The 20,536-nt window shown below is 53.9% G+C and carries 19 protein-coding genes; 10 read left to right on the plus strand and 9 right to left on the minus strand.

Annotated elements, in window-relative coordinates:
* The first annotated feature begins 35 nt into the window (after positions 1-35).
* The 6 genes from MOY_RS09570 to tatC are packed head-to-tail and all read left to right on the plus strand — an operon-like array spanning position 36 to position 4,293.
* Positions 36-716 (plus strand): ubiquinone biosynthesis accessory factor UbiJ, encoded by a 681-nt coding sequence (locus MOY_RS09570; RefSeq protein ID WP_009099096.1) that lies wholly within the window; start codon positions 36-38, stop codon positions 714-716.
* Complete coding sequence (gene ubiB / locus MOY_RS09575) at positions 713-2,335, plus strand: ubiquinone biosynthesis regulatory protein kinase UbiB (RefSeq protein ID WP_009099098.1); 1,623 nt, start codon at positions 713-715, stop codon at positions 2,333-2,335. The genes MOY_RS09570 and ubiB overlap by 4 nt, the downstream gene beginning before the upstream one ends.
* 52 nt (positions 2,336-2,387) lie before the next feature.
* Positions 2,388-2,744, plus strand: a complete 357-nt coding sequence (locus tag MOY_RS09580; protein ID WP_009099100.1) for a phosphoribosyl-ATP diphosphatase — start codon at positions 2,388-2,390, stop codon at positions 2,742-2,744.
* 23 nt (positions 2,745-2,767) lie between these two features.
* The gene (gene tatA, locus MOY_RS09585; protein ID WP_009099102.1) at positions 2,768-3,061 is read left to right on the plus strand and encodes a Sec-independent protein translocase subunit TatA; all 294 of its coding nucleotides are present in this window, start codon (positions 2,768-2,770) and stop codon (positions 3,059-3,061) included.
* Positions 3,062-3,064: 3 nt separating this feature from the next.
* Positions 3,065-3,517, plus strand: coding sequence for a Sec-independent protein translocase protein TatB (tatB, locus tag MOY_RS09590; RefSeq protein ID WP_009099105.1), 453 nt, complete (start codon positions 3,065-3,067; stop codon positions 3,515-3,517).
* A complete protein-coding gene (gene tatC / locus MOY_RS09595; protein ID WP_009099107.1) occupies positions 3,514-4,293 on the plus strand; it encodes a twin-arginine translocase subunit TatC in 780 nt (259 codons plus the stop codon). Before tatB ends, tatC begins: the two co-directional genes overlap by 4 nt.
* A 95-nt stretch (positions 4,294-4,388) precedes the next feature.
* Here the strand turns inward: tatC and elbB are convergent, their stop codons facing one another.
* Positions 4,389-5,048 (minus strand): isoprenoid biosynthesis glyoxalase ElbB, encoded by a 660-nt coding sequence (gene elbB / locus MOY_RS09600; RefSeq protein WP_009099109.1) that lies wholly within the window; start codon positions 5,046-5,048, stop codon positions 4,389-4,391.
* A 174-nt stretch (positions 5,049-5,222) separates the two neighbouring features.
* On the opposite strand from elbB, the gene hemB reads away from it, so the two are divergent.
* Positions 5,223-6,230: a porphobilinogen synthase gene (gene hemB, locus MOY_RS09605; protein ID WP_009099111.1), complete on the plus strand. Its 1,008-nt coding sequence runs from the start codon at positions 5,223-5,225 to the stop codon at positions 6,228-6,230.
* A gap of 131 nt (positions 6,231-6,361) precedes the next feature.
* Positions 6,362-8,554 (plus strand): polyphosphate kinase 1, encoded by a 2,193-nt coding sequence (ppk1, locus tag MOY_RS09610; RefSeq protein ID WP_009099113.1) that lies wholly within the window; start codon positions 6,362-6,364, stop codon positions 8,552-8,554.
* An 89-nt stretch (positions 8,555-8,643) separates the two neighbouring features.
* Here the strand turns inward: ppk1 and metE are convergent, their stop codons facing one another.
* On the minus strand, positions 8,644-10,941 hold the full coding sequence (metE, locus tag MOY_RS09615; RefSeq protein ID WP_009099115.1) for a 5-methyltetrahydropteroyltriglutamate--homocysteine S-methyltransferase: 2,298 nt from the start codon (positions 10,939-10,941) through the stop codon (positions 8,644-8,646).
* Between the two features lie 99 nt (positions 10,942-11,040).
* Here metE and MOY_RS09620 point away from each other — a divergent pair, with 99 nt between their 5' ends.
* The gene (locus MOY_RS09620; RefSeq protein ID WP_009099117.1) at positions 11,041-11,979 is read left to right on the plus strand and encodes a LysR family transcriptional regulator; all 939 of its coding nucleotides are present in this window, start codon (positions 11,041-11,043) and stop codon (positions 11,977-11,979) included.
* Here MOY_RS09620 and MOY_RS09625 read toward each other — a convergent pair.
* From MOY_RS09625 to MOY_RS09650, 6 genes are all read right to left on the minus strand, one after another.
* Entirely contained in the window at positions 11,942-13,549 is a 1,608-nt protein-coding gene (locus tag MOY_RS09625) for an ATP-binding protein (RefSeq protein WP_009099120.1), read from the minus strand. The genes MOY_RS09620 and MOY_RS09625 overlap by 38 nt on opposite strands.
* 17 nt (positions 13,550-13,566) lie before the next feature.
* Positions 13,567-14,325 (minus strand): winged helix-turn-helix domain-containing protein, encoded by a 759-nt coding sequence (locus MOY_RS09630; RefSeq protein ID WP_009099122.1) that lies wholly within the window; start codon positions 14,323-14,325, stop codon positions 13,567-13,569.
* A 479-nt stretch (positions 14,326-14,804) separates the two neighbouring features.
* Complete coding sequence (locus MOY_RS09635) at positions 14,805-14,984, minus strand: PLDc N-terminal domain-containing protein (RefSeq protein WP_009099124.1); 180 nt, start codon at positions 14,982-14,984, stop codon at positions 14,805-14,807.
* A 78-nt stretch (positions 14,985-15,062) separates the two neighbouring features.
* Positions 15,063-15,572, minus strand: coding sequence for a retropepsin-like aspartic protease family protein (locus MOY_RS09640; protein WP_009099126.1), 510 nt, complete (start codon positions 15,570-15,572; stop codon positions 15,063-15,065).
* Positions 15,573-15,597: 25 nt separating this feature from the next.
* Positions 15,598-16,941 (minus strand): MFS transporter, encoded by a 1,344-nt coding sequence (locus MOY_RS09645; RefSeq protein ID WP_009099129.1) that lies wholly within the window; start codon positions 16,939-16,941, stop codon positions 15,598-15,600.
* A 325-nt stretch (positions 16,942-17,266) separates the two neighbouring features.
* A complete protein-coding gene (locus tag MOY_RS09650) occupies positions 17,267-18,892 on the minus strand; it encodes a BCCT family transporter (protein ID WP_035540532.1) in 1,626 nt (541 codons plus the stop codon).
* 166 nt (positions 18,893-19,058) lie between these two features.
* On the opposite strand from MOY_RS09650, the gene MOY_RS09655 reads away from it, so the two are divergent.
* Positions 19,059-19,415, plus strand: a complete 357-nt coding sequence (locus MOY_RS09655; RefSeq protein ID WP_009099133.1) for a hypothetical protein — start codon at positions 19,059-19,061, stop codon at positions 19,413-19,415.
* A 117-nt stretch (positions 19,416-19,532) separates the two neighbouring features.
* Here the strand turns inward: MOY_RS09655 and MOY_RS09660 are convergent, their stop codons facing one another.
* Complete coding sequence (locus tag MOY_RS09660; protein ID WP_009099135.1) at positions 19,533-20,426, minus strand: AEC family transporter; 894 nt, start codon at positions 20,424-20,426, stop codon at positions 19,533-19,535.
* Positions 20,427-20,536 lie beyond the last annotated feature (110 nt).

The raw sequence follows: 20,536 nt of genomic DNA on the forward strand, positions 1-20,536 counted from the left end.
CTGTAAACCATGACGTTACTGAACAAGAGGTCAGCATGCTGGTAACCCCGACCCTACTGCTGGCCGGATGTGAACGCACGTTGAACGCCCTCCTCGCCCGTGACCCGGCAGCCCCTACCCGGCTGGCTCAACTTGCGGGCAGCCGTTTGTTGGTGAGGCTGGAAAAGCCTCATCTGCAGCTGGTGCTTCACTACCACCATGCCGGTATCGACCTGCTACGGGGTGACGAGCTGGATGAGACAGACGTAGACGCCATTGTCGAGCTTACCCCGGAAACCCTTTCAGAGTGGCTTAGCGGCGCCTCTGTCGAGCGGCTGATGTTTGATGGCAAACTCTCCGTGCGTGGCCGCATTCATTTGGTAGAAGCTACCCGTGACCTGCTGCTTGACCTGGATATCGACTGGGAAGGTGAGTTAGCCCGTTGGCTAGGCGACCTACCGGCTCACTCCCTGGCTGAAGGCATACGTCGCGCCGCCCGCTGGGGGCTACGGGCCAAAGACGAGCTACTTCAAGATGTGTCGGAATACGTATTTGAAGAAGCCCGCCTATTGCCTGGCCGCCAGCAGCGCAGCGTGCTACGCGACCATTTAACCGAACTTGAGGTGGCTACCGACCGCCTGGAGGCGCGGCTTAATCGCCTTCAGCGCCGCCTAAGCCAGCTGGCGCCACCGCCGTCATCAAGCGCGCCCGTAAACACCAAGGAGCAGCGCCCATGAGCCTGCGGCTGTTCAAAATTGTCTGGGTAATTACCCGCCACCGCCTAGACACCTTGATTCCCATTGAACGCCTGCCGCTGTGGCTACGCACGCTGATGTGGTTCTCCCCACTGCGTTTAGTGCCCGTTGGTCAGCGCTCTAGAGGCGAACGGTTAAGGCTGGCGCTTGAAGCACTAGGGCCAATTTTTATTAAATTTGGCCAGATGCTCTCCACGCGGCGGGACCTGCTGCCCGAGGACGTCGCCGATGAGCTAAAGCGACTTCAAGACCAAGTGCCTCCCTTCCCCGGCGAAAAGGCCGCAGCAAGGGTGGAGAAAGCGCTGGATATGTCGCTGACCGAAGCGTTTGCGGCATTTGATCGGGCGCCGCTGGCCTCCGCGTCGATTGCGCAAGTACACGCAGCCACGCTACACACCGGCGAAGACGTGGTGGTGAAAATTATCCGCCCCGGCATCGACCGTATTATGCGCCAGGATATGGCGCTGATGTATCAGGTCGCCAAGCTGTTCGCTAAAGTGCCCGAAGCCAAGCGCCTACGCCCGGTGGAAGTCATCCGCGACTATGAAGCCACGCTGTTTGACGAACTCGACCTCTACAAAGAAGCCGCCAACACCTCACAGCTAAAGCGCAATTTTAAAGATTCGCCGCTGCTGTTTGTGCCTACCATCTATTGGCCCTTCACCCGTCGGCATGTCATGGTGCAAGAGCGAATCCGTGGCGTACCGGTTGCCGACCTAGAGACACTTAGAGCCCAAGGTACCAATCTAAAAAAACTCGCCGAACGTGGCGTAGAGCTATTTTTTACCCAAGTGTTCCGCGATAATTTTTTCCACGCTGACATGCACCCCGGCAATATTTTTGTTAACTGTGACAACCCCGAGGATCCGCAATATATTGCCATCGACTGCGGCATTGTGGGCAGCTTAACCCGGGAAGACCAAGACTACCTGGCGCGAAATCTCCTGGCGTTTTTTCACCAGGATTACTATGAAGTCGCCGCCCTTCATATTGAGTCCGGCTGGGTGGGCGAAAACACTCGCGCCAATGAGTTTGCCGCCGCCATTCGTACCGTTTGCGAACCTATTCTTGAGAAGCCGCTAAAGGACATCTCGTTTGGGCAGGTGCTTTTGGGGCTGTTCCAAACCGCCCGACGTTTTAATATGGAAGTTCAGCCCCAACTGGTGCTACTGCAGAAAACGCTGCTTAACATCGAAGGGCTGGGCCGCCAGCTTTATCCTGACCTGGATTTATGGAGCACCGCAAAGCCCTACCTTGAGCAGTGGATGAAAGACCGTGCAGGCGTAAGCGGCCTTTGGGAGTCGTTAAAGCGACAAGCGCCAGAGCTTTCCCACCAACTGCCGGAGCTACCGGTATTAGCCCACCAAGCGCTAAGCCGTATGGAGCATGAGCACCGCCAGCGTCATCAACAGGTCAGCACTCTGAGTAACATGCACAGCCAGTTAACACGCCAAGGTAAACGCCAGTACCGGCTACGGGTGGGTTTGATTCTGGTGGCAATTGCCTTAGCGTGGCAACCGCTTAGCAGCTGGGCTGCCACCCAAGAGTGGCCCGTATTAGCCGCAGCTGGCCTAGGGCTACTGCTGCTGTTGTGGCAGTAAAACCCGCCGGCCAGCGAGACTAAAATGCCCTGCCGATTCAACAAGGAACACCATGAGCACAACCGCTAACCAAACGCCCGTATTGGACGCTTTAGCCGAGGTATTGAAGCAGCGCCGCCATGCGTCAGCAGAAGATTCTTATGTTGCCTCCTTGCATCATAAGGGTTTGAACAAGATACTCGAAAAAGTTGGCGAAGAAGCGACTGAAACGCTGCTCGCAGCAAAAGATGCCGAACACGGTGGCGAGCAAGCACGTAAAGCGTTGATCGCTGAAACCGCCGACCTGTGGTTTCATAGCCTGGTGATGCTGTCGCACTTAGACCTGGATCACCAGTGCGTACTCGATGAGCTAGCAAAGCGGTTGGGTATTTCTGGTCACGACGAAAAAGCGTCTCGCACACAACGTTAACCTGCACCGATGAGGAAATGCATATGTTAGGTGGTATCAGTATTTGGCAGCTGCTGATTGTTCTGGGCATTATTATCCTGATTTTCGGCACTAAAAAGCTGCGTAATGTGGGCACCGACCTAGGTGGTGCAGTCAAAGGCTTCAAAAAAGCGATGCACGAAGAAGAGAAAGACGGCGAGAAAAAAGACGCTGATCAGCCCCAGGCAAAGGTAAGCCATGAAGAGGCTGGCAACACTTACGATGTGCAGGCCGAAGAGAAGCGTGCGGCACAAGCGGAAGAGAGCCGCCCTGTAGACAGCAACCAAGAGCGCAAATAACCCATGCTGGATATCGGCTTCCTTGAACTCATGCTTATTGGCATCGTCTCGCTGCTGGTTCTCGGTCCTGAGCGCTTGCCAAAAGCGGCGCGTACTGCGGGTATGTGGATTGGCAAGATCAAGCGAACGGTATCCGGTATGCAGCGTGAAATTAGCGCCCAGCTGGAAGCAGAAGAGCTGCGCCAAAAGCTTAACGAGCAGCAAAAAAGGCTCGATGACAGCTTAACGAAAGTGAAGCAGGACGTTGAGAGCATTGCCGACTCATCCCCGGCCAACACCTCAACGCCCGCCGCGCAGCATGAAACTGAACAGCGAGTCGCCAGCGCCAGCGCCCGGTTAGACGACGCCCTACAAACGGTACGCGAGGATGCTAATAGCACGGATCTTCACACCGCCGACCTTGAAAAGGCTGATCTTAAAAAGGCCGATGTTAAAAAGGATAGCAATCACCAATGAGCATGTCTGGCGATTCACAGGAGCCGCGTAACGAGCAAAGCCAAGCCCCGCTTATTGAGCACCTAATAGAGCTGCGAACGCGCCTCATAAAATCCGTGGTCGTCATTCTGGTGATCTTCCTCGGTCTTTATGCCTTTGCTAATGATATTTATACCTTTGTTGCCGATCCATTAATGGCCCTGCTACCTGAAGGGTCACAGATGATTGCTACCGAGGTAGCCTCTCCTTTCCTTGCCCCCTTTAAGCTGACCTTAGTGGTCGCTGTGTTTATCGCTATCCCCTTTGTGCTCCACCAGGCGTGGGCGTTTGTGGCGCCGGGGCTATACGATAATGAAAAAGCGCTGGCGATTCCTATTTTGGTGTCTAGCGTTGCGCTGTTTTACGCTGGCGCGGCATTTGCTTATTACGTGGTGTTTCCGCTGCTGTTTGAGTTCTTCACCCAAACAGGTCCAGAAAATGTCGCGGTAATGACCGACATTAATCAGTACCTTAACTTTGTGCTGAAGCTATTTTTTGCGTTTGGTGTCGCTTTTGAAATCCCCATTGCCACCTTTTTGCTGATTCTTTCAGGCGCTACCACTGTTGAAAGTCTCTCCAAAAAACGGCCCTATATTGTGTTGGGCTGCTTTGTCGTGGGGATGCTATTAACGCCCCCCGATATTATTTCCCAGAGCCTTCTCGCAATCCCCATGTACCTGCTCTATGAAGTGGGGCTGCTGTTTGGCCGCCTAGTGCGCAAGCGCAAGACCGAAGCTGCCGATGAAGAGAACGAATAGCGGCTAACTACCCATAAGCGCTCACTAAAAAACCCCTGCCATCTTAGATGGCAGGGGTTTTTTGCTCTATTTACTCAACCGCGGCGAGCGTTCGTTCACTCCATCATTTCATCAATACGATCAACCAATTTAAAGATACCCGTGGCGGCTTCGCTAATCCGCGTGGCGAGCATATAGGCAGGTGTTGTGACGACGCGATGCTCTAAGTCCACGACAATATCCTCGACGCTACAGCTGCGGTGTAGCCCACCCATAGCACTGATGGCACCTGACACGGCGGGGTCATGGCCGATAGTCACTGCGATGCCTTCACCCAGCAGACGGGGCACCATCACCGGTGCAATGCACATTAGGCCAATGGGCTTAGCGTCTTGTTTAAAGCCCGCTAGCGCATCTTTTAGGCTCTCCAGCACCTGCATGCTGTCGCCTTGCGTAGCAAAGTCAGACAAGTTCTTAGCGGCACCAAACCCACCGGGCACAATCACCGCGTCAAATTCATCGGCATTTAGCTCGGTGATAGGGCTGATCTCGCCTCGGGCCAGCCGGGCCGACTCTTGCAGTACGTTGCGCGCCTCCCTCTCAACAGGTGACTGGGTTACATGATTAATCACATGGTGCTGCTCCACATCCGGCGCAAAACAGCGGTAACCAATGCCCAACTGATCCAGGCGCAGCAGGGTTAGTGTGGTTTCGTAAATTTCTGAACCATCAAAAACGCCGCAGCCTGCTAATACGATTGCTACCTGTTTGGTCATGCCTATCTCCTTATGGTCGCCGTTATTTTCACCACTTGCCTAGCGACTTGGCAAACGTTTCACTCTAGTCAGTCTGCCTAACCGCCACAAGGCGGCTTTCGCCGCAGGTTATGGCTGATATACTCACTGTAAGCCTACGGGCACCCTTATGTTAGCGTTTTGCGGAGAACTCCTTTGAGTATACCAAGCACCCGTCACTTCCCCGCCACTCGTATGCGCCGCATGCGCCGTGACGACTTCTCACGTCGCCTGATGCAGGAGACAACGTTAACGCCGGCAGATCTTATTTTCCCGGTGTTTGTGCTAGAGGGTGAAAACAAGCGTGAAGCCGTCGCTTCAATGCCAGGCGTTGAGCGCTTATCCATCGACCTGCTCATTGAACAGGCCCGCGAAGCTCATGCCCTCGGCATTCCGGCGCTGGCACTCTTCCCCGTAGTGGGCAAGGAGCAGAAGAGCGAACTGGCGGAAGAAGCTTATAACGCGAACGGTTTGGTGCAGCGCTGCGTACGTGCCCTAAAAGAGGCGCTACCAGAGCTTGGTATTATTACCGACGTTGCCCTCGACCCTTATACCATTCATGGTCAGGACGGCATCATTGATGAGCAGGGCTATGTGCTGAATGACCGCACCGTAGACACCTTACTCAAGCAGGCGCTCTCCCACGCTGAAGCGGGTGCCGACGTTGTGGCCCCCTCCGACATGATGGATGGTCGCATTGGCGGCATCCGTCAGGTTCTGGAGCAGGAGCACCTGCACAACGTGCGCATTATGGCCTACAGCGCCAAATATGCCTCTCACTATTACGGCCCCTTTCGCGATGCTGTCGGCTCCGCTGCCAACCTGGGCAAAGCGGATAAGCGTACTTACCAGATGGATCCTGCCAACAGCGATGAAGCACTTCATGAGGTTGCCATGGATATCGCTGAAGGCGCCGATATGGTGATGGTCAAACCCGGCATGCCTTACCTAGATGTAGTACGCCGTGTCAAAAGCGAGCTGCAAGTGCCTACGTTTGCCTACCAAGTAAGCGGTGAGTACGCCATGCATCGCGCCGCCTTCGATAACGGCTGGCTAGAGGCTGAACCCGTGATACTTGAGTCGCTGATGTGCTTTAAGCGCGCCGGCGCCGACGGAATATTAACGTACTTTGCCCTTGAGGCCGCTCGCCTGCTACAGCGCTAACCTCTCACTTCCCTAGTTACGCTGCTAAGATGACAAACAGGTGACACCTGTTTGTCATCTACCCCCTTCATACTGCCGTAAATAAGCGTTAACACGCTATGCTTGAGATAGGTCATTTACGCGGGGCAGCTATGGACAACCAACTATCAGATTCAATGCCATTAACGCCTACTGAGCCATACAGTGGCGAAGGGGAAAGCTTGCCACTGCGCATCAATCGAACGCCCACCGGTGTGCAGGCACGGGAGTCCCACTCGGAAGCCGACTTGGACGACCCGCAGCTCTATTTCAACCGCGAACTTTCACATTTGCAGTTTAATATTCGCGTGTTGGAACAAGCGCTGGATGACGCGCACCCGCTTCTTAACCGACTAATGTTTCTGCTGATTTTTTCATCCAACATGGATGAGTTTTTTGAAATTCGCGTTGCGGGCCTAAAGCATCAGCTAGCACTGGGCGATGATACCACCGCCGCCGACGGCCGCTTGCCTAAAGCGCTACTGGTAGAAGTCTCCGAGATTGCCCACCAGCAGATTGCGCGCCAATATCAAATTTTAAATGAGGTGCTGCTGCCTGCCCTGGAGGCGCAGGGGCTACGCTTTCGCCGCCGAGATCAGTGGGATGATGCCCTAAAAGCCTGGGTACAGGCGTTTTTTGAGCGCGAAATCATGCCGGTGATTAGCCCTATCGGCCTGGACCCCTCCCACCCTTTTCCCCGCTTGGTGAATAAAAGCCTTAATTTTATTGTTGAGCTAGAGGGTAAAGACGCCTTTGGCCGTGCGGGGGGAATGGCGATACTTCCCGCACCTCGCTCGCTGCCTCGCTTAATGGCCCTGCCCAAAGAACTTTGCGCTGAGGGCTTTTCGGAGTATGTGTTTTTATCCTCCATGATTCACGCTCATGCCGAGGAGCTGTTCCCTGGCATGCGTGTACGCGGTTGCTACCAGTTCCGGCTTACGCGGAATGCAGATATGACCGTTGACCCGGAAGAGGTCTCCGACCTTGCCTCGGCACTACGCGGCGAACTGCTGGCCCGCCGCTATGGCAGTGGCGTACGCTTGGAGGTAGCCGACAACTGCCCCGATGATCTTGCCGACTTTCTACTGCGCCAATTTGAGTTGGAAACCAATGACCTATACCGGGTACAAGGGCCCGTTAACTTAACCCGCATGATGGCAGTACTCGGCGATGTTGACCGCCCAGAACTGCTGTATCGGCCTTTCACACCCAGCGTGCCCAAAGTGCTCAAGGGCGGCAGCCTGTTTAGCGCTATCGCTAAAAGCGACATATTGCTGCATCACCCATTTCAAGCCTTTTCGCCAATTGAGGACCTCCTTCGCGAGGCTGCCCGCGACCCGGACGTGCTGGCCATTAAGCAGACGCTTTACCGAACCGGCGCCGACTCTTCTATTGTGAGTGCCCTGGTGGAAGCCGCTAGCCACGGCAAGGAAGTCACTGTGGTGATAGAGCTACGGGCGCGCTTTGACGAGGCGGACAATCTACAGCTAGCTGCAAGGCTACAAGAAGCTGGAGCCATTGTGATTTACGGCATTATGGCCTATAAAACTCACGCTAAAATGCTGCATATCGTACGCCGAGAAAAAAACGAGCTACGCTACTATGCCCACTTGGGAACCGGTAACTACCACGCTAAAACCGCCAAACTGTATACCGACTACAGCCTGCTAACTTCGAACACAGCACTGTGTGCCGACGTGCACAAAGTCTTTCAGCAGCTTTCCGGTATGGGCCGTGCACGAAAAATCGATACCCTGCTCCATGCACCCTTTACCCTGCACGAGCGTTTGGTAGAGATGATCGACCGTGAGGCCCAGTTAGCCCGCAAGGGCAAGCGTGGTCATATCATTATCAAATGCAATTCACTGACAGAACCCAAGCTGATTAAAGCGCTGTACCGTGCATCCCAGGCAGGGGTGGAGTGCGACCTGATTATCCGTGGAATGTGCTGCCTTAAACCAGGCATTGAAGGCGTCTCGGAGAATATTCGCGTGCGTTCTATAATTGGTCGTTTTTTGGAGCATACCCGGGTGTTTCACTTCCACAACGACGGCAAATCGGAAATCTGGTGCTCAAGCGCTGATTTTATGTCGCGCAATATGTTCCACCGAGTTGAAACCTGCTTCCCGCTGCTGGATAAGAAGCTCGCCAACCGGGTTCGTAAAGACTTAGAAACCTACCTGGTCGATAACTGCCAAAGCTGGCTACTGCAGAGCGACGGCAGCTATCAGCTACAGGATCCTGGTAGCAGCGATGCCATTAGCGCTCAAGAAACGTTGCTCTACGCCTACGCGTCAAAAAGCTAGCTGTATATCTACAAACCCCATCAAAAAAACCCGCTGCCTAGTGCAGCGGGGTAATGCATCAATACTCACTCTTCACCAATGCTCGCTCTTTAAGCGTAGCGCTGTCTTAATATCTTGGCGGCCTCCACCATGTTAGCCAAAGCCGACTCTACTTCTGCCCACCCACGGGTTTTCAAACCGCAGTCGGGATTCACCCACAGCCGTTCGGCGGGGATCTTTTCCAAGGCTTTCTCCATCAAATCAACCATCCAGCTCACTTCGGGGATATTCGGAGTATGAATGTCATACACTCCTGGCCCAATTTCATTCGGGTAGGCGAAGTCCTGAAACGCATCCAGTAGCTGCATATCTGAGCGGGAGGTTTCGATGGTGATCACATCGGCGTCGAGTGCCGCAATGGCGCCGATAATGTCGTTAAACTCCGAATAGCACATGTGGGTATGAATCTGTGTGCTATCAGCCACGCCTGCAGCGCTTAGCTGAAAACTTTCCACGGCCCAATCCAGGTAGCCTTGCCACTCTTGCTGACGCAGCGGCAGCCCTTCGCGTAGCGCTGGCTCGTCAATCTGGATCACCTGAATACCGGCTTTTTCCAGGTCCACCACCTCATCGCGCAGCGCCAAGGCGATCTGTCGACAGGTAGTGGCCCGGGGCTGGTCATCGCGAACAAACGACCACTGTAAGATGGTGACCGGCCCGGTAAGCATCCCTTTCATCGGTTTTTGGGTCAGAGTTTGGGCGAACTCGCTCCAGCGGACGGTCATCGGCGTCGGACGCGTGACGTCACCAAAAATAATCGGCGGCTTAACACAGCGGGTACCGTAACTTTGCACCCAACCAAGGCGGGTAAAGGCAAAGCCCTCTAGCTGCTCGCCGAAGTACTCCACCATGTCGTTACGCTCGGCTTCGCCGTGCACCGGCACATCTAGCCCTAACGCTTCCTGTCGCTCAACGGCGTAGGCGATCTCTTTACGCATACGCGCTTCGTAGTCAGCTTGACTAAGTTCACCTGCTTTAAATGCCCGTCGTGCCGCGCGAATATCATTCGTTTGTGGAAAAGAGCCTATCGTGGTGGTGGGAAACAGCGGCAGTGCCAGCGACCGCCGCTGAGCCACAGCGCGCTGCGCGTACGGAGAACAACGCTGACTATCCTGCTTGGTAATCGCCGCTAGACGCTGGCTTACCGACGGCTGGTGAATGCGCGCGGACTCTCGGCGAGTATCTAAGGCCCGTGTTGCTTCGCTCACCCGCTGCTCGTCTAAGGCAGTGGCACAATTATCGACGAGACGTGCCAACGTAACGACTTCATCAATCTTTTGGCGCGCGAAGGCCAGCCAGCTCACTAAATCGCTATCTAGCTCAGCTTCCTGAGTCAGGTCTACCGGTACGTGTAGCAGTGAGCAGCTTGGCGCTAACCATAACCGTTGTCCAAGGCGTACTTTTAGGGGCAGTAAGCGTTCACGCAGTGCAGCTAAATCCGCGCGCCAAATGTTGCGCCCATCCACGAAGCCAATAGAAAGCACTTGGTGCGGGTTTAACCGATCAATCACGTTGTCAATCTGCTGGGGCGCACGAACCGCATCAATATGCAGTCCTGCCACGGGTAAGCGGGTAGTTAATGAGAGGTTGTCGCCCAGCGCGCCAAAATACGTGGCGACCAGTACCTTAACCGGTGCCGACTGCAAGCGATGATAAGCGCGCTCAAACGCCTGTTGCCACGCTTGGGGCAAATCCTGCACCAGCGCAGGCTCATCCAACTGCACCCACTCAATGCCCTGGGTCGCCAGGCGAGACAAAATATCGCTATACACCTCCAGCACGCTATCCAACAGCGTTAAGCGGTCGAAGTCGCTGCCCTTGGTTTTGCCCAACCACAGCCAGGTCAGCGGGCCGGTCAGGGTTACTTTGGGCGTAAAGCCTGCCTGCAGGGCTTCCTCCACTTCGTCAAACAAGCGCTGAGAAGCCAGCGTAAACGTCTGTCTTTCATGCAGTTCCGGCACCAGGTAGTGGTAATTGGTATCGAAATATTTGGTCATTTCGCAGGCGGCCGCAGGTTTGCCGCTAGGCGCACGGCCACGCGCCATGCGAAAGGCCGTGTCTAGCGTTACGTCTCCCGCAGAGACCTCTTTTTGAGCGCCAAAGCGCCCTGGCACGGCGCCCAGCATCACTGAAACATTAAGCACCTGATCATAGAATGCAAAATCGCCAACGCTAACAAAATCCAAGCCAGCGTTTTGCTGCGTTTGCCAATGGTGCAGACGCAGCGCCTGTCCTGTTGCCTCTAACTCTTCACGGGTTACCTCACCTCTCCAGTAGGCTTCGGTTACTTTCTTGAGTTCGCGCTGAGCGCCAATGCGGGGATAGCCGAGAATATGAGAAACTGTCATGATGAATCCTTCCAACGTGAATGACTTCTCACAGTCTGACCACCTACAAAAGGTGAATCAAACTAAAGTTTTTAATACCCAAAATGAAATAAAATCACAATGATTGAATTACGCCATCTGCGAACGCTGCTTGCTCTGCGAGAAACCGGCTCCCTGGTAGAGGCTGCTGAGCGCGTACACCTCACCCAGTCGGCCTTATCGCACCAACTTAAAGACTTGGAAAGCCGAGTAGACAGCCCTCTATTCGCGCGTAAAACCCGCCCCGTTGAATTTACCCGGGCAGGGCTGCGTCTTCTGGCGTTGGCTGATGAGATTCTGCCTGCGGTGCGTAAAGCTGAGCGGGACCTAGCCCGCTTAGCAGGCACGGAACAGGGGCGGCTGCATATGGCCATTGAGTGCCATAGCTGTTTTCAGTGGCTGATGCCTACGGTGGATTATTTTCGCGATCACTGGCCAGAAGTGGAGATTGATATTCCCAGCGGCCACCACTTCGACCCGTTGCCCGCACTTGCCCGCGAGCAGTTGGACTTGGTGATTACCGCTGACCCCCAGCCGCTAGAGGGCATTCACTATGCGCCACTCTTTCGTTACGAGGGGCTGCTGGCCGTTGCACGACAGCATGATTTTGCGGGACAGGCGTTTATCGAACCCCAAGCGCTTGCCGAAGAGACGCTGATCACCTATCCGGTAGAACACGCCAGGCTGGATGTCTTTAGCCAGTTCTTATCCCCCGCCAATGTACGGCCGAAAGAGATTCGCACCGCCGAGCTAACCATCATGATGATGCAGCTAGTGGCCAGTGGGCGCGGCGTCTGCGCGCTGCCGAACTGGGCGCTCACCGAGTATTTAGAGCGCGATTACGTGTGCGCCGTTAAATTAGGTGAAAACGGTATTTGGAGCACGCTATACGCCGCGATTCGTAAAGACAACCTAGACACGCCATGGATGCAGGACTTTTTACGCACCGCCCGGGAAACCTCCTTTGCTGTGCTAACCGGTATTAAGCCGGCAAATCGCGACGAGGAATCAGCAGCGTAAAGCGTGCGCCCCCCAGGGTAGGGCTGGTATCGATGGTGACACTCCCCCGGTGACCCGCCATGATTTTCTGGACGATGGAGAGCCCCAGCCCATAGCCACCGGAGCTGCGGGCGCGGCTATCATCTAACCGTGCAAAAGGTTTGAAAATATCGCCACGTGCTTCAAGGGGGATACCGGGGCCGTCATCTTCAACATCAATACGCACGAGGTTAGGCTCACCACACAGGCGAATCACTACCTGGGATTTGCCATAGCGGCACGCGTTACCTACCAGGTTTTGCAGTGCCCGCTGCAGGTAGCGGGGTTCAGCGTACAGCTCAATATCATCGCCAGGATCAAGGGTTAAGCTCAACCCTTTATGCAGCGGCGACAGCGTATCAATGACGCGCTCAGCCATTGCTCGGCACTCGACCAGCGCCATCTCTAACTCAGCGCCATTAATGGTTTCGCCGCCTAAACGGGCATAGGTGAGGATTTCATCGACAAGCTCATCAAGCTCTGCGATATCGGCGTCAATTCCCTGGAGTTGGCGCCGAATAGCGGGCTGATCGGTCATATCTTCAACCATTTGTACCGCAAAGCGAATACGCGCCACGGGCGTGCGCAGTTCATGGGAAACGGCGCGGATCATCTCCTGTTGCCCACGCAGTAAGGTTTGTACTTGATTTGCCATGCCGTTAAACGCCATGCCGACACGACCTAAAAAGTCACCACTCTCTACTTTAACGCGGGTTTCTAAACGCCCGCTGGCAATCCGCGTGGCCGCAAGTTCCAGGCGTGCCATCCGGGCTTCAATACTGCGCATAATTAAGTAGACAATGAGGCTAAGTACAATCATTAAGCCGACTAATAGCGGCAAGTGCAGGTTCACTGGCAACGTATCGCCACGGGAGATGGGGCCAGCCTGCACCCACTGGCTTTCGTTAGGTAGCTGATAGAGTAAGGTGATTGCCAGTTTATCGGTCGCAAGCCGCGTAAGAACCCCGCCCAGCGTTAGTTGAAACTGCTGTTCGAGCGTTAGGTCGTCAGGCAGCGTGGAGAGTAACGTGAGTGGCCAACTGCCTGCTCGTAACGATGCCATAGCGGTTGCCCGCTCATTGGCGGGCGTGTCAGCAAGCCACTCGCCCAACAGCACAAGACTGCCCTGCCACTGCCGCTCGCTCCACGCCACCAGGGTGGCTTCCAGCATCCAGCTACCCTCGTCGTTGCCTGAGGGTAGCCGCTGGCGAAGCCGCCATGGCGATTCCGCTACCACCACATTGCCCCGCTCTATGCGAGTTCGCTCAAAATAGCCAAGCTCAGCGTCTTCCAGCGAGCGTAGCGATAGCTGCATTCCCAGTGTTTCAGAGAATCGGCCAAGGCGCTCTTCACGCTGCGCCACGGGTAAATCAGCAAGCTGCTGGGTCATTAGTGACATAGGCAGTGCGGCGAGCTGCTCCCGGTAATCCTCACGGCGAACCTGCTCAATAAACGAGCGCCCACCCAAAGCAATCAGGAATACCACACACAACGCTAGCCCCAGCAGTAAATAGAACCTTAAAAAAGAGCCGTGGCTGAGCACTCGCCGCATAAGGCGAACCTCTCTAATTAACTGTCTTTAACAAAAAGATAGCCTTTGCTACGCACTGTTTTAATGCGGTGAGGCTGGTTGGGATCGTCGCCAATTTTGGGCCGAATACGCGAGACACGCACATCAATTGAACGATCTTGCCCATCGTATTTGATACCACGCAAATCGCTAAAGATCTCTTCTCGGGTCAGTACCCGGCCAGCATTGCGGGCTAATAACCACAAGAGATCAAATTCTGCGCTGGTTAGGTCAATACGCTCGCCAGATAACCACGCCTCTCGGGTCGCGTTATCTATCTCCAAATTCTCAAACTTAAGGCGCATTTCGCCATCGGCGGAGGGGCCATCAGCACGCCGCAGTAGGGCACGCATACGGGCCAGCAGTACCCGCGGCTGAACCGGCTTGGGCACATAGTCATCCGCCCCCATTTCTAGCCCCAGCACCTGGTCTAAATCATCGGTGCGGGCGGTCAACATCATGATAGGGCCGGCAAAATTAGGCCGCACACGCCGACAAATAGCTAACCCATCTTCCCCTGGCAGCATTAAGTCGAGAATGACGAGATCAGGCTGCAGGGTTAAAATGCGATCAACACCCTTCGCGCCGTCGGACTCTAGCGTGACTTGAAAGCCGTTGGCCTCTAAGTAATCACGAGTGAGTTCCGCCAAGCGCTGGTCATCTTCAATAATCAGCACGTGATCCTGATCAGGATAGTCAGGCACCGCTGGCTCTTGTGACCCAAGTGCTTGAAATTGCTGCTCCAAGTGATCTGTCATCCTTTTTCTTCACTCCGCTTAGGTCGTATGTGTAAACACCCACTTTCTTTTGCTAAAAGTAGGTTGTGGTAGTGTTCAGGATACCTCAAAACCACGCCAACGCCTGCCTCTTCCTGCTTATCTTGTTGAACCGTTCAGGAGCACCTTGATTATTCCATCGTCAAGCGCTAATGTGAGTTAAGACTAACTGTCGACAATCTGACGGGAGGAGAGAGCGATGGACAGTGGCAAAACTAAAAGTGTCATCAAGCGCATTTATGTACCCACCCAAGTGCGCGACTTGCCCAATGGAGAAAAATTAAAGATCCCTGGGCATTACAAAGCGCCTCCCAGCAGCAATAACTTACCTGACTAACTCACTAAGCAACCCTATCGTAACTCCATGTTTAGGTAACGAAAAAACACCACTAAAAAAGGCAGGCTCATTAGAGCCTGCCTTTTTTAGTGGTGTTTGCCTAAACAGAGCAGCGTCCAACTCGCTACCCTTTGGGCCCAAGCAAGAACCAGGCAATCAAACCAACCAGTGGGAAAAACAGCAATACTAAGATCCATAACAGCTTCGCTATACCGCCAGCAGAGCTTTTAGCAACCTTAACCACGGCCCAAATCACAATAATGAGCCAAACAAGACCTAATAAACCACCTACTTCAATACCCATAGCAACTCCTTAGCGTGTTGGCATCCATGAGTTTCCAGCTAATCACAACATATCGCCGCTGACAAGTTTGATCCAACGTCACGGTAGGCTCAGCACCATTTCACCGTCACGCATTTCAATCGCCAGCAAGTTTAAAAAACTCATCCCAAGCAGCACCGTATCGCGCTCCATACCTGGGCTAATCGACCCCTGAACATTGTTTGCGCGTATACCGCCTAAAGCCACTTCATCTAACATGGTCAAGCTGCCTTCGACACGCCCATTCGCCGTATTAAACCAGGCACTGCGGCCTGGTTCTAAGCCTAAGCTAGCGGCTAAATCCCGAGGTACTGCAACGTAGGTAGCGCCGGTATCCAGCAAAAACGTCACCGGTTTGCCGTTAATCTCACCTGGCGCCTCAAAATGCCCCGAGCGCGTGCGTTTTAGGGTGACAGGGCCACCGTCAGGCGTGGCATTCATAACATAGGCGTTGGGTGTCATGATGTTGTCAAAGCCACCGTCAACCAACCAAGTGCCTGCTCCGATAAGCAGCACCCAGAAAAGCAGCATCATGACGATACCACCGCGCTGCGCTGTGTATGAAGTCATGCGCCTCCTTAGGCTTTACGCTTTTCTATGCGCTTTTCCATGCGAGCGCGGCTTCGCGCCCTCGCCGTTCATTAACGCTTGCACAAATCAGCATGGCGATAATAAATAGTCCCACACACAATAGAATAGACGCTTGCAGACCAATGAGCGTTTGCAACACACCGAGCATGACAATCCCCAGCACACCCGCCAGCTTGTTCGCCAACCCCCAGAAACCAAAAAATTCGGCTGATTTCGCCAGTGGCGAAAACAACCCGACAAGCGCCCGGCTAGCGGACTGGCTAGACCCTAAACTTAGGCCCGCTAAACAGCCCACCACTAAAAACACGTGCTGCGCCTGCCACTGCCAGCCAAAGCGACTGTTTGCCCAAACAGTTAACTCTGGGGTGGCCCAAATAGCCACAATCGCCGTTACCCATAGTGCCAGCGTCATTTGATACGTGCGCTTGGCACCCAGCCTGTCCTGAAGAAACCCAAACCCGAGCGCCCCCGCAGCAGCGGTAATTTGTACAATAATAAACATGATATTGCGGACGCTTTCATCCCAACCAATGACCTGGGCGCCATAGATAAAGGCAAAGGCAATAATGATGTAGACCCCTGCCATCGAAAACAGCAGCGACACCAAGAAAATGCTTAAGTCTTTGAAATAGCGGAGTTCATGAAGCGTCGATAGTACGCGCTGTTTAGCGATGCGGCCATAGGCAACGCCGCGAGGCTGCGGCGTTCCCCGCTCTTTAAGCCATAAAAACGTCGGAATGGCAGCTAATAAGAAAAAACCGGCAGCAAAAGGCCCTACCCAGCGTATCCGTTCAAAATTCTCTAGCGTGGCTTCGCCAAGCACTGCCAGCGTGAACCCTGCAGCAAAGAGGCCACCTATGTAGCCTAATGCCCAACCAAAACCAGAAATCTTACCCAGCGCATTCGGCGGCCCAAGCTCTGGTAAAAAAGCTGCAATAAAGGACTCTCCCATGGAGTACGCGTAGTTAGAGAGCACAATTAGCAGTAGCCCCGCCACAACAAAGCCTGGCTCCACAAAATAGAGCATCGCAGTCGTCATCACCGTGGCAAGATAACTAATGAGCAAAAAGCGTTTTTTTTCAGCACGGTAGTCCATCACCGCACCGCACAATGGGGCTGTTATTACTACCATCAAATAGCTGATGGCCAGCCCTAAACTCCATAGAAAGTTGGCAAGCCGAAAACCGTCTCCCCGGTCGCCTACAATCACCGTGGTAAATAGCTCGCCAAAAACAACGGTAATAATAAGTAAGGTATAGGCCTGATTGGCAAAATCGAACATCGCCCAGCCAAAAATTTCGCGGCGCGATGCATAGGAAGCAACCGGTGCAGCAGTAGCAGGCAGCATTGATGACTCTCTCTAAAGGGGGGGGACAGGCAACGGACTGCCGCTCGAGCACAATCAACGACTAACGCCCGGCTAGGCCGGGCGTTAGTCGTTGCAACGTTCGGTATTCACAACAGACAGTTTTCACAAAAGCCAGTGCGCAACAACGGCAGCTAACCCGATCACTATGGAAGTCACAACAGCAACGGTGACAACCCGATCTAGCCAGCGGTCAAACGCCACGTTTTTAGACGACCGGCGCGTTGCGCCGTGACGTACTTGCCGGGCCATTAGCACGCTCGTTCCATGTGTGCGCTCTCCCACAAGTGAGGCTGGTTATTAAGGACTAGCTATTGATGCGCCGATTGATGACGTTTGGCGAGCGCCGTAAACGCTCCTCTTCACCCAACTGTTCGGCTTCAAACGCGTCTGCGCCAACCGGCGTTTCACCATGGCGGCGATAGAGCTGGGTCAGCATCGCTTTACGGTCGGCCCGCAGCTCACGTATTAGCACTACTATCATCATATACAGAATAAACGTAAACGGTAGTGCCGAAAGCACTGCAGCCGACTGCAGCCCTGATAAGCCGCCCGCCACAATAAGCGTGAAGCAGATAGCGGCAATTAATACCCCCCAGATCACTCGTTTATACAACGGCGGATTGATCGAGCCGTTATCCGTCATTTGCGCCACGATATAGGACGCTGAATCCGCCGAGGTTACCAAGAAAATAAAGATCAGCAGCATCGCCACGACCGATAGCACGTTTGAGAAAGGCATTAGCTCGAACATCTCAAACAGGGCAACAGTGATATTCGCTTGGGTGGCAGCGGCAAGCCCCACGTTGTCGCCACTTAGCTCCATGTGCAGCGCGGCACCGCCAAATACGCCCATCCATAGGCAGGCCAGCAGCGGTGGAACCAGTAATACGCCAAATACATACTCTTTAATAGTCCGACCACGGGAAACACGGGCAATGAAAGTGCCAACAAACGGCGACCATGCAATGACCCAGGCCCAGTAGAAAATTGTCCAGCTACTGGCCCACTCATTATCGCTATAAGGTGAAATACGGAGACTCATACCGATGAAGTTTTGTAGGTAATCACCAATGCCAAGCGTAATGGTTTCAAGAATGGCAATGGTCGGCCCCGTTACCAGCACATAGAGCATTAAGCCAATACACAGGATCATATTTAAATTCGACAGCCGCTTAATCCCTTTATCAAGCCCCGACCACGTAGAAAGCATATAGGCACAGAACATCACAAAGAGAATAACAAACTGCCAAAAGCCATTCTCTGGTAGGCCGAAGACCGCGTTAAGGCCGCCGTTCATTTGCAGAACACCTAACCCAAGAGAGGTCGCCACCCCCATCACCGTGGCAACGACGGCAAACACATCCAACCAGGAAGCGTAAGGGCGAACCCGGGGATGCTTTGCAGTGACCGATGAAAGCACCGAGGAGACAAGCCCCGCCTGCCCTTTACGAAACTGAAAATAGGCAATGATTAAACCCACCACGGCGAAGGCAGCCCATTGATGAATGCCCCAGTTAAAATAGCTGTACTGGATGGCATATCGCGCGGCGGCTTCGGTTTCAGCAGGCATATCCCCATAGGGCGGGTTGATATAGTGGCTCATGGGTTCTGCCATGCCGTAAAACACTAAGCCCACACCAAACCCCGCGGCCAGCAGCATGCTTATCCAGGAGAAAAACGTGTAGTTTGGGGTGCTATCTTGGGGCCCAAGGCGCACTTTGCCGTATTTGCTCAGCGCTAATCCGAATAAAAAGATGACAAAGCCAAATACCGAGAAGAGATAAAACCAACCGAACAGCTCAGTCACCGTGGCTAATGCCGATTCCGCCGCATTACCAAAGCCCACAGGAAAAGCGGCCCCCACTACAACTAAGCCGAAAATGATAATCGCTGACGCGACAAACACCGACTTTCCTCCATGACTTGTCATAGAACCTCCTTATTAGATAAGCATTATGCACATCTGTCTGGCACGTATAGGTAAATCCTAACATTTGAGCATCGCAATCGCATGTGTGCTGATGGGTGGATCATCTAGCAGTGAACTTGATAGCGCCTCTATGTTCCAATGAGGCAAATGAACGATGGAGGCTTACATGCCACAGATGAATCGTGACCAACGTAACGCTGCTTGGCAGGCTGCCAATCAATGGCGTGCGAGGGCAACTCAAACGCAGCCTACAGGCTTACTGGGCAATTTAAAGCTACTGCTCACTTGGCTTGCGTTTGGCGCCTTGATGATTGTTGGCGTGCTGCTCGGCTTGTTCTTCTTGCTGATTGGCTGGGCAATGATGCCTTTTGTTCGCCATAAGATGAAAAAGCGAATGGAGCAAATGCGTGCTGACCAAGCGCAGGATATCGGTAGTGGTTATGCTAGTTCGCGGCATCAGCCCAATCAATATGATGCGCTTGAAGGCAGTTATGAAGTTAAAGACGAAACTCATCGTCGCTAACGTTTCACTCGTTGCGAACACCACGCTTTTTATTAGCGCGTCTTCTGACCACGCGCGATCTATTTTGTCGCCATATTCATACTCAGCGTGTTAATACCTGGCTTTAAAGCGTCGCTATTAAAGCGGCGCATAAATCCAGGCAAACGCCGCAGCCAGCGTCAATGGCATCACGATCAAGCTACCCAAGTTACCAATCAGTACCAACGACGCCACTTTCTGTGGCTGCAATTTGTACTGCTCGGCGACCAAGTAATTAAGCACCGCTGGGGGTAGCGCTGCAAACACCAGCAATACCGCAGTTTGTAGCGGGTTAAGGGGCAACAACCACATGAGCGGTAGCGCAATAACGACGCCGGAGAGCGGGCAAAGCACCGCGCCCAGAAGCCCCGTGCGCCAGTCACTAAAGTCAATCTCTAGTAAGCGTACGCCCAGCGCAAACAGCATCAATGGTATACACACCCCTCCCAGCATGTGCATCGCTTCCAGCAGCCAGCTGGGGAGCGGCACCCCACCCACGTTAAACGCCAAACCCGCTACGCTAGCCGCGACAATCGGCATGCGCAGCAGCCGCCACAGCGACGTGCGCGGGTCGAGCATATAAAGCCCTACCGAGAAGTGGAGAAGCATTTCGACGATAAACACCACAACCGCCGCAGGAAGCGCTTCTGGCCCAAAAGCGAGCACCAGCAGCGGCACCCCCATATTGCCCGAGTTGTTAAACATCATCGGCGGCAGGAATACTTTTAAGTCCAGCGTCAGCCATTTAGCAACGGGCCACAGCAGCAGCCCAGAGCCTAAAACAACGGCCACCGCGGCGGTGGCAAGCCATGCATAATCTGCCAACGGCGCCTGGCGGTCGGCGAGTACCGCAAAGACCAAAAGCGGTACAAAAAGCTCCATATTGAGGGTATTGAGACTTCTAATATCCGGCGTGCGGAAGCGCCCATAAGCCGCACCACAACCCGCAATAAGAAACACCGGCAGCAGCGTTGCAAGAATATGCCCTGTCATAAATGCGTCACTTCCGGGCGAACAGTCACGTCGCGCAGTGCCAGCATCGCAGTGTTCCTTATCGTTATTCGGAATAATTTGTTATCAGGCTAACTCCCCTGCTGATGCTA

It is taken from the genome of Halomonas sp. GFAJ-1 (genome assembly GCF_000236625.2).
Taxonomy (GTDB): Bacteria; Pseudomonadota; Gammaproteobacteria; order Pseudomonadales; family Halomonadaceae; genus Vreelandella.